The 9567-nt window shown below is 43.3% G+C and carries 6 protein-coding genes; 4 read left to right on the forward strand and 2 right to left on the reverse strand.

Annotation, left to right across the window (positions count from 1 at the left end; translation table 11 throughout):
- The first annotated feature begins 600 nt into the window (after positions 1-600).
- On the forward strand, positions 601-1332 hold the full coding sequence (locus tag EI161_RS11910) for an FKBP-type peptidyl-prolyl cis-trans isomerase (protein WP_192523870.1): 732 nt from the start codon (positions 601-603) through the stop codon (positions 1330-1332).
- Positions 1333-1480: 148 nt separating this feature from the next.
- Here the strand turns inward: EI161_RS11910 and argA are convergent, their stop codons facing one another.
- Positions 1481-2803: an amino-acid N-acetyltransferase gene (gene argA / locus EI161_RS11915; RefSeq protein ID WP_192523869.1), complete on the reverse strand. Its 1323-nt coding sequence runs from the start codon at positions 2801-2803 to the stop codon at positions 1481-1483.
- A gap of 369 nt (positions 2804-3172) precedes the next feature.
- On the opposite strand from argA, the gene EI161_RS11920 reads away from it, so the two are divergent.
- Positions 3173-3760 (forward strand): hypothetical protein, encoded by a 588-nt coding sequence (locus EI161_RS11920; protein ID WP_192523868.1) that lies wholly within the window; start codon positions 3173-3175, stop codon positions 3758-3760.
- Between the two features lie 303 nt (positions 3761-4063).
- On the opposite strand, the gene EI161_RS11925 is transcribed toward EI161_RS11920, so the two are convergent.
- Positions 4064-5089 carry a patatin-like phospholipase family protein gene (locus tag EI161_RS11925; RefSeq protein WP_192529649.1) on the reverse strand — a complete coding sequence of 342 codons (1026 nt, stop codon included), beginning with the start codon at positions 5087-5089 and terminating at the stop codon, positions 4064-4066.
- Positions 5090-5332: 243 nt separating this feature from the next.
- Here EI161_RS11925 and recG point away from each other — a divergent pair, with 243 nt between their 5' ends.
- Both recG and EI161_RS11935 read left to right on the forward strand, forming a co-directional pair.
- Entirely contained in the window at positions 5333-7711 is a 2379-nt protein-coding gene (gene recG, locus EI161_RS11930) for an ATP-dependent DNA helicase RecG (RefSeq protein WP_225735369.1), read from the forward strand.
- 599 nt (positions 7712-8310) lie between these two features.
- Positions 8311-9405 carry an OmpW/AlkL family protein gene (locus EI161_RS11935; RefSeq protein WP_192523866.1) on the forward strand — a complete coding sequence of 365 codons (1095 nt, stop codon included), beginning with the start codon at positions 8311-8313 and terminating at the stop codon, positions 9403-9405.
- Positions 9406-9567: the final 162 nt, after the last annotated feature.

The following is a 9567-nucleotide window of genomic DNA, read 5'->3' on the forward strand; positions in this document are numbered from 1 at the left end:
TAGGCTTAGATGTGTATAGTTCATGGTTGCAATCTCACTTTGGTCGGTGGATAAAAACTTTGATGCTAGCGCATCTAGGTCTTTTTTTCACCTCACATTTGGTATTGCACTTCATGTGTTAATCTAAGTCATATAATAGTCGTTCAATAGTATAAAAAATACAGTTATTAAGCGACATCGATATATAGATGGTTTTGATAAATAGTATTTTTAAAATTAAGTTATGCGGTGATATTATAATTTTTGAGTGCTTTGTCTTATATAATAAGAGTATTTTACTGCCAGTAAGTATCAACTTCCTTTGTAATGGTTGCTTCCGTATTTCACTGCCAATAACCTAAAAACAAATAATAAAAGTTCACACTCAGTCACTTATCACCTTAACTAATTCAGCTTAGCTGATGTATTAGTAGATTTAAAGACAGAAAGCTTAACCTGTTACTGTATTTGTGTGATAACTTGTTATTATGACCATAAATATTAACATAGACTGTACATTCGCCCGATAATTTCATCCCAAGCATGGCTCCTAAAACTAAGATTTGTTATTATAGGCCCATGTGACATCTCGCCACTATTTTTACAATTTGAGAGTATTTTATGAAAAAAATCACTACTTTAAGTATTAGTGCACTTGCTAGTGCTATGTTATTAATCACAGGCTGTAGCACAAATAATGGTAGTCAAGAATCCGCTGCCAAAAGCGTTTCAATCACTGAGCAAAGCCCAGCCAATGAAAAAGTGGGTTATAGTTTAGGTTTCATGATGGCAGAAGGTAATAAAGAAGCCGTTGGTGATCTAGACCTTGATACTTTTGAAAAAGGCTTCCGTGATGGTTATGAAGGTAATGATTCAGCATTGACCGAAGAGCAAATGCAAGAAGTATTGATGACTTATCAACAAGAACAAGAAGAGAAGTTTGTCAAAGATATGGAATCAAAAGGTGAAGAAAATAAAGCCAAAGGTGAGGCTTTCTTAGCCGAAAATGGCAAGAAAGAAGGGGTAAAAACCACCGCTTCTGGCCTACAGTATAAAGTGTTGACGGCGGGAAAAGGTAAGTCACCAAAAGCGACTGACGTGGTTGAAGTAAACTACGAAGGTAAGCTAATCGATGGTACGGTATTTGACAGCTCTTATGAGCGCGGTGAGCCAATCGAGTTCCCACTTAACCAAGTAATCGCTGGCTGGACGGAAGGTCTACAGTTGATGAAAGAGGGTGGTAAATACGAATTTTATATCCCATCAGATATCGCTTATGGCGAAGCGGGTAACGCAGGTATCGAGCCGAACAGCACGCTTATCTTTACTGTTGAGCTATTAAAAGTAAAGTAATGCGTTAGTGGTACCGTGAAGCAATAAAGACCATAAAAAACCCTCTTAATATTTAAGAGGGTTTTTTTGTGGATTCATGACTGAGGTTTTTAACGCTTAAGATTTCTTATGTTTTTAAGGTATCTATTTTATTTAGTATCAACAGGCCCTAAAGGTTTTTTTGAAAGACCTTAGAGTTACGGCCGTTATGGTAGGTTTCTTGACGTGATTCAGGTAAAGCACTGGCCTCAACTTCAGCGAAGCCTTGCTCGACGAACCAATGCGCGGTCCGAGTAGTCAGTACAAACAGCTTGTGCAGACCATGACTGCGTGCTTGCTGCTCTAAAAATGCCAGTAAATCAGCACCGCGGCTACCGCTTCGATACTCAGGATGTACGGCCACACAAGCAACTTCTGCGGAATCGGCATTCAATTGATTAAGCGCTGCACAGCCTAAAATCATACCGTCGCGCTCAATCACGCTATAATTATCAATATCTTGCTCTAAGCGCTCGCGTGAACGGCTGACCAAAATGCCTTGTTCTTCTAGTGGCGATAGTAGCTCGATTAGCCCAACCACGTCGTCGATGTCAGCGCGGCGAATTTCTTCATAAGGGTCATGACTAATCAGCGTGCCAGAACCGTCACGAGTGAATAACTCTTCTAATAACGCGCCATTTTTGGCATAGGAGATGATATGAGTACGATGGACCCCTTGGCGACAGGCGCTACTGGCGCAGCTTAAAAAGTAGTTAATCTCACAGTTCAACTCACGATCCCGTAAGAAGCGGTCGACTTCATTGGGAATCATCTCACGTAGCAAGCGGTCATCATGGTTGATACCAGCTTCTTCACCTAAGAATATTAGCTTGTCAGCACCAAGCGCCACTGCCGCACTAAGGGCAACGTCTTCAGCCAATAAATTGAAAACTTCGCCAGTCGCCGAATAGCCCATCGAGCCTAAAATCACAATATGGTCGTGGAGTAGGTTGTTTTTAATGGCTTCAACGTCGATAGAGCGTACTTCACCGGTCATCTGATAATCAACGCCATCACGAATACCATAAGGACGTGCGGTGACAAAGTTACCTGAAACGGCATCGATGCGTGAGCCGTACATGGGTGAGTTGGCCAAGCCCATCGATAGTTGCGCTTCGATTTGCAAGCGAATCGCACCAACTGCCTGTAATATAGTAGGCATCGCTACTCTTGGAGTAACACGAATGTCTTGATGCAGAGGAGATTTAATATCAGCGTCTTTGAGGTTCTTTTCGATTTGCGGTCGAGCCCCATGGACCAACACCAGCTTGATTCCCAAGCTATGTAATAAGGCAAAATCGTGAATAAGCGTACTAAAATTGGTATGGTTGACTGCCTCACCACCAAACATAATCACGAATGTTTTACCGCGATGGGTATTGATGTAAGGAGCAGAGTTACGAAACCAGTGGACGTATTCAGAGTTGATTTGGGGCATGGCGCTAGTAGTCATAATAGGAGCAGCAATAGTCAGAATAAGAAAAAGGGCGCCGCAAAAAATGCGCATCGTTAAAGATTTACCATAGCAAAAAACGTCGTTATGAGCTATCTTTTATTTCAATAGTATTTTTCAGAAATATTCTTTAGGTTTAGTACTGATTGATTATATACACAACCTCAACACGCGGTTAGTGTACGTACAAATGCTTTTTGCTATGCTAAACGCTATTGCTTTACAGGCGGCGAACGAAGATAATTAATAAAATACGGAAGCTTATGTGGTCTGCTGATTAGGCATGGTAAATGCTTAAACATACGATAAGTGCTATTCAGTTTTACCAGCTATTTTTTACCGACATATCAACTAGGGATAATGAAAATCATGAAAAAAAGCAACCAATTTGCTAGTCCATTTAGTGCGTGGAGCGGACATCGCTTGTTTCACGTTGTGGCTGGGACACTCATCGGTGCGATGGTCGTGACACAAGCCTCAGCGATGCTACCGACACCAGAGCAAGCCGTTGATAGCTCAGCAGCTGTTCAGACCAGTGCCAATAAAGCGTCTAATTCAAGTGCCCAAGCAGTGAATAGTAAAATTACTGCCTCGTTGATTAGTGTTGACGCAAATGGTGAAGAGGTTTTGGTACCTGTTGATGCCAATACGCGCTTGCAGTCAGGTAATGTTTTGGAATATCAAGGCTATTTCACCAATACCAATACTGATCGCGTGCGTAAAATGACGGTTACCATGAGCATCCCTGAAGAGGTAGAGTTGCTGAGGACGGTATCTCCTGATTTTCCATACGGCAGTGCCGATGGCGATACCTTTGCCCGTATGCCGCTACGTGGAAAAGTTGATAATCAACTACAAGAAATCCCGTTAAAGTATTATAAAGCAGTACGCTGGGACCTTGAGGGTGTTGGCCTCAATGATACGGTCGCGGTAAAATATCGTGCTCGCGTCAAATAAATCAGTTGCTTACTAGCTACACAAATTTAGATAAATACTGTTTCTAAAAACTAGAAAGCTAAGTATTAGAAAAAGCACGACAGTTTATGGCTGTGGTGCTTTTTTATTGCCAGCGATTATGTTTTTTAGAAAGAAAGGAATATAGGGGCTGAATTCTATACAGCCCCTAGTCAGTGAAAAGTAAAATCGATACATCACGTACTGTAGGTACCGTTTTTTCTAGCTCGCTGTGCCTACGCAGACAGAGGCTACAAAAAAACTATACCAGCAGTATCGTAGCGTTTTTAAAGTATTTTAACTATATTATAGAGTTGCGTATTTGCTGCTGGATTTTTCTTTGATTAATTGCTTGATTGCATTGATTTGTGCGTTAGTGGCTTGTGAGCCAGCAGTAATAAGTGCGCGGCGCTGACTGGTATCTACTGAGCTGATGTGACTGACATTTGGGGTGATGACGATATCAGCGCGGTCACGTTCATGACGCATCGATGAGACGCGATTGGTGCTTGGTTGTGCAGTGGCTTTAGACATGACGTTGCCGTTAGATATGAGGTTATTCTCTAGAAATCCCCAAAAGCTGGTTAATGAATTGATCGTCAGTGGTTTATTGTTCGTGGTTGTATTACTCGTAGCGGTGACATCGACAGCGATGATAATATCGGCCCCTAAATCGCGTGCAGCATCGACAGGTACTAAGCTCACCACACCACCATCGATATATTTTTTGCCGACTTTTTCTGGAATACGCGGGGCGATAAAGATATTGGGCACACTACAGGATGCTTGTACCGCAAGTCCTGCATCGCCAGAGGTAAAGACGGTCTTTTTAAGCGTGTGCTTTTCGGCAGCAACGGCGGCAAAACGCATGGGGAATGAGTCTATTGCGCGCCCATCAACGTGAGCATTAATAAAGTTTTTGAGCTTAATGCCTTCTATGAAGCCTTGGTTGGATAAGGTAAAGTCCGTCAACTCGCTATCTGTTGTGGTCAGTGCCAAGCGTTCGAGCTGATTGGCATTATAACCACTGGCATATAAACTGCCCACCAAACTGCCTACACTAGTACCCACCACCAGCGTTGGGGTGATACCATTTTCTTCTAACGCCTTAATCACAGCCACATGAGCAAAGCCTTTGGCACCGCCACCGCCCAGCACCAAGGCGACACTAGGCGACGCTATTTCAGGTGTATCTGCTGTTGGAGTCGTTGGGGTTAAAATACTACAAGCGCTGATAGATAGCGCTAACGTAGTGAGTATACTGATACGCGTAAGCCCTAAATGAAGAAAACGTTGATAATGGGTAGCAGAATGGGTAGCAGAAGTAGGCATAAAAAAGACCTTGTATAATTGCTATAATTTAGCAAAGAAGACAGCAGTTATTGCTATGATATAAATGACTTATTCGTCTTGGAAGCGTTGCGAAGCAGTATTACTAATTCGTTAAGTATAAGTCATTAAGCATAAGCAATTAGATTGTCAGTTATAATCATACTGGCTTAGCAATATTACTTAGCATTTTATAAAACAGCTAGGTCCAAAAACTTACATTAACAAACATCGTTAGGATCCTTGATGCCAATATCGGTGAACCACTCTTTAGCCAATTCATCAGCCCATTCTAGGTCTGAGTTGCCAGCCTCAGCGTTAGATATGCCAGTGACAGCGCTGGCAGGTGTCGGCATAAAAGTAGCAGAGCAATTGGCACAATTAAATATCAAACGGATATTTGATTTGCTGCTGCATCTGCCACGCGATTATGAAGACCGCAGCCGACTGGTCTCAATAGCCAATGTGGAGCATGGTCAAGCTGCACTGATTACTGGTCGCGTGGTGCACGTTGATACCAAACGCAGTGGCATGACTGTGATTGTGGATGATGATACTGGTACGATATCGCTACGGTTTTTTAAGGTGTATCGTGGTCTGACACAAACCATGAGTCTGGGGACCCAGCTGCAATTGTTTGGCGAAGTCAAAGTTAGCCGCTATGGTAAGCAGATACATCATCCTGAATATCAAATTATTAATAGTAATGAAGCCATCGTAAATACTGGTTTGCAGCCTATTTATCCTAGCGTCAAAGGCTTACATCAAAATAAACTGCGTACGCTCATCAAGCTTGCCTTGCAAACGGTTCGCAGTCAGGGCTTACCGATGACTTTGTTTACACCTGAGGATTTTTCGGTGGTGGCGGATTTGCCATTGGTGCCGTTTCAGGCAGCTAAATTATCGATAACAACTACCGGTTATTCAGAAGATATCTTTTCTACCTTGGCACGTAGTGTGCCTGACAATAGTTTGAGTGATAGCAGTTTTGGTGATAGCAATAATAATAGCGTCAATAGAACCAGTCCCACTATCTATGATGCCAACAATAATATCAATACCACCGCTGCGAGCACAGCCAATAATAATGTCTATAATTTGACCATCTTTGAAGCCTTGGTATTACTGCATACGCCGCCTACTTATACCGACGCTGGTCGGCAATATCAATTACTTACTCAACTAGGTGCGCGTACCCATGCTGCCTGTCAGCGCCTTATTATCGAAGAGTTGACTGCGCACCAGCTGAGCTTATTATATCGTCGTCAGCAACTGCATCAGCACAAAGCCCCTAAATGTGCCACGCAAAGTCCATTAACGGATGAATTGTTTGCGGCATTACCGTTTGATTTAACAGGGGCGCAGCAGCGAGTGATGAAAGATATCACTGCTGATATGGCGACTTCAATACCGATGTTGCGATTGGTACAAGGCGATGTAGGCGCTGGCAAAACCTTAGTCGCGGCAGGTGCGGCTGGCTATGCCCTCGATAGTGGCTGGCAAGTGGCGGTCATGGCGCCGACAGAAATCCTAGCAGAGCAGCATTTAGTGAATTTTAAACAGTGGTTTGAGCCGTTAGGAGTTGGGGTTGGCTGGCTGGCGGGTAAGCAAACGGCAAAACAGCGCCGCGAAGCGTTAGAAGCAGTCAGCGAGAATAGTGTCCAAATTGTCGTTGGTACTCATGCGTTGTTTCAAGAGCAAGTGCAGTTTGCCAAACTAGGCTTGGTAATCATCGATGAGCAGCATCGGTTTGGCGTCGAGCAACGTATGGCGTTGACCAATAAAGGCGTGGCTAATAGCACCCCGCATCAGCTGATTATGACGGCAACCCCGATTCCACGCACGCTGGCGATGAGTGTTTACGGCGATATGGATACTTCAATCATCGATGAATTACCACCGGGGCGTACACCAATTACCACGGTAACCATAGACCGTAACCGCCGCGATGAGGTGATTGAACGTATTGCCATTAATTGTGCAGCGGGTAGGCAAGCGTATTGGGTCTGCTCGCTGGTAGAGGAATCTAGCGTGCTAGATGCTCAAGCTGCCGAAGCCACTTATGAAGATTTAAATGCGCGCTTAGATATTCGTATCGGACTGGTGCATGGCAAAATGAAATCTGCTGAAAAGCAAGCCATTATGCAAGCATTTAAAGCAGGTCAGCTTGATTTGCTGATTGCCACAACGGTGATTGAAGTCGGTGTCGATGTGCCAAATGCCTCGCTGATGGTCATCGAAAATGCGGAGCGATTGGGTCTGTCGCAATTACACCAATTACGCGGGCGCGTCGGACGTGGCTCGACCAAAAGCTACTGTGTGCTGCTATATCAAAAGCCATTATCAGAGACAGGTACTGAGCGCTTAAATGTATTGCGCGATAGCACAGACGGCTTTGTCATTGCCCAAAAAGACTTGGAGCTGCGCGGCCCTGGTGAGTTGTTGGGTAAACGCCAAACGGGTAATATCGGCTATTACTTAGCCGACCTCATCCGTGATGAGCAGCTATTTGCCATTGCGCAGCGTTTGGCAAAGCATCTCATTGCTGACCCCGCACGCAAAGCCGATGTCAGCCAGCTTATTCACCGCTGGATGCCAGAAGCCAGTCGTTATACTAATGCTTAACGCTAGCCATTTTTTATCTTCTTCACTCTTATCTTTCTCATGCTTACCTTTATAACCGTAGCTCGTGGCTGCTAACCTGCCATCGTATCGATTTTATTTAGAACTGCTTATATCTACCTACTTAAAATTTAACGACATTAGTTTGTAAATAATATACTGTTTTGGTTCGACCAAGTATTTAGCTTTCTAAATCCACATTCTTAACTTCTACGTTATTAATTACTGATATTTAAAGGTTTGTTGATGTAAAAAACCTTTAATAAGCGCTGAAAAAACTTATCCTATCTTAAGTCAAAGTAATGTTGTTAAGATTCTTTCTTTGTATTCTTGTCGATGAATATCTACTTATCAGTTCAGTATTCTATATTGATATGAAGATATTAATGTGGCAGTTTATGGCACTGACCGCAGTCTGGCGGCTCATTGTTTACTCATACTTTACTTTTTACCGCGTTTTTGCAAAAACCATACGCTTTCAAAAATTAAGCTATTGAGTGAATTAACGAATTCTGACAGGACGTTGGAAACTCGACTGGCTTAATAGTGCTAGCCCGTGTCTTATCCGTTTATCTGTTCGAGGTTTCATACAAGGATGTTTCATGAAAAAGATATTCACCTTCACCTGTGCCATTTCGGTACCATTGTTATTTAGTCAATCTGCTGTTGCTGAATTCGATTACTTTAAAACCGATGGCAGCTTCAAACGCTTTTCAGTTTCTGCTGGTTGGTTGCACGCTTCACCGCAAGGCAAAGCCAATCCGATGCAAACCACGACCGCTGCTAAAAATGGAGTGGTTGCTGACAATGGTAGTGTAAAAGTTGAAACGGTAAGAGAGGTTTTAGTTAAAGATCAAGATCGTTTCGGACTAATAGATGGCACCTTAGGCGCTTTAGGGGCTGAAACGGATTTGTCCAAAGTTCCGGTATTGGGTGATGTTTCTGGTACGACTGAAATTAACGGCTTAGAAAGTTGGACCAGTGCTGGCACAGGTCTGGAGGCTGATGATGTCGATACTTTTGGCTTCTTATTTAACTATTATCTCAGTGATAATTGGTCAATTGAGGTCAAAGCTGGCATACCCCCTAAAGTGGATATTTTAGGTCAAGGCCAAGTGTTTGCACCGCTAACGGGTAAGGTCAGCCCGAGTGGTGCAGCAGGACCCCTGTTAGGTGATTTTGATATTTCAAAGGATATCCCTATTACCGATTTGACCCAAGGCGATGGTGTGTCATCGAGTGCTCGCGCATGGCTACCGGCAGCTGGGGTGCAATATCAATTTGGTAAATCTGGGGTCAATAAGTTTCGCCCTTATGTCGGTGCTGGGGTTATGTATGCCTATTTTAACGACATTGAGCTAAATAATGGCATTCGTGAAGATTTAGAAATGGCTGGACATCAAATTCAGAATATCAAAGATGACAAAGCGGGCGCTGCGCTAGAAAATGTGAAATCCAATCAGGAGATGAGCGTGGATGTTGAGGCAGACAGCGCCTTTGCGCCTATCGTTACGCTGGGCGCCACTTATGACTTTAATGACAGATGGTTTGGGGTGGGTTCTGTGTCCTATGCAAAACTGGACAGTGATACGACTATTACAGTCGAAAATGATATGGGTGAAGAATTGATTCAAGCGAAGACTAACCTAGATATCGACCCCTATATTACTTTCCTTGGCGTAGGCTATCGTTTCTAATGTAGCGTTCATAAATGATTGAAGAAATGGGCTTAAATATAAGAGCCTTTCCTAAAAAGTGTGTAACTGCTTATAATCCACTAACAGGAGAATAAGCAATGACTAACCAATCTGACATCAAGAAACTGGCTGAGCAAATGGCCAGCAGCATGAAAAGCTTCG

This window comes from Psychrobacter sp. FME5, from assembly GCF_014861375.1.
GTDB lineage: Bacteria > Pseudomonadota > Gammaproteobacteria > Pseudomonadales > Moraxellaceae > Psychrobacter.

Bases quoted from the DNA above. Each gene is read 5' to 3' on its own strand.
- EI161_RS11910 (WP_192523870.1), top strand. From the start codon at position 601: ATGAAAAAAATCACTACTTTAAGTATTAGTGCACTTGCTAGTGCTATG.
- argA (WP_192523869.1), bottom strand. From the start codon at position 2,803: ATGACTACTAGCGCCATGCCCCAAATCAACTCTGAATACGTCCACTGG.
- EI161_RS11920 (WP_192523868.1), top strand. From the start codon at position 3,173: ATGAAAAAAAGCAACCAATTTGCTAGTCCATTTAGTGCGTGGAGCGGA.
- EI161_RS11925 (WP_192529649.1), bottom strand. From the start codon at position 5,089: ATGCCTACTTCTGCTACCCATTCTGCTACCCATTATCAACGTTTTCTT.
- recG (WP_225735369.1), top strand. From the start codon at position 5,333: ATGCCAATATCGGTGAACCACTCTTTAGCCAATTCATCAGCCCATTCT.
- EI161_RS11935 (WP_192523866.1), top strand. From the start codon at position 8,311: ATGAAAAAGATATTCACCTTCACCTGTGCCATTTCGGTACCATTGTTA.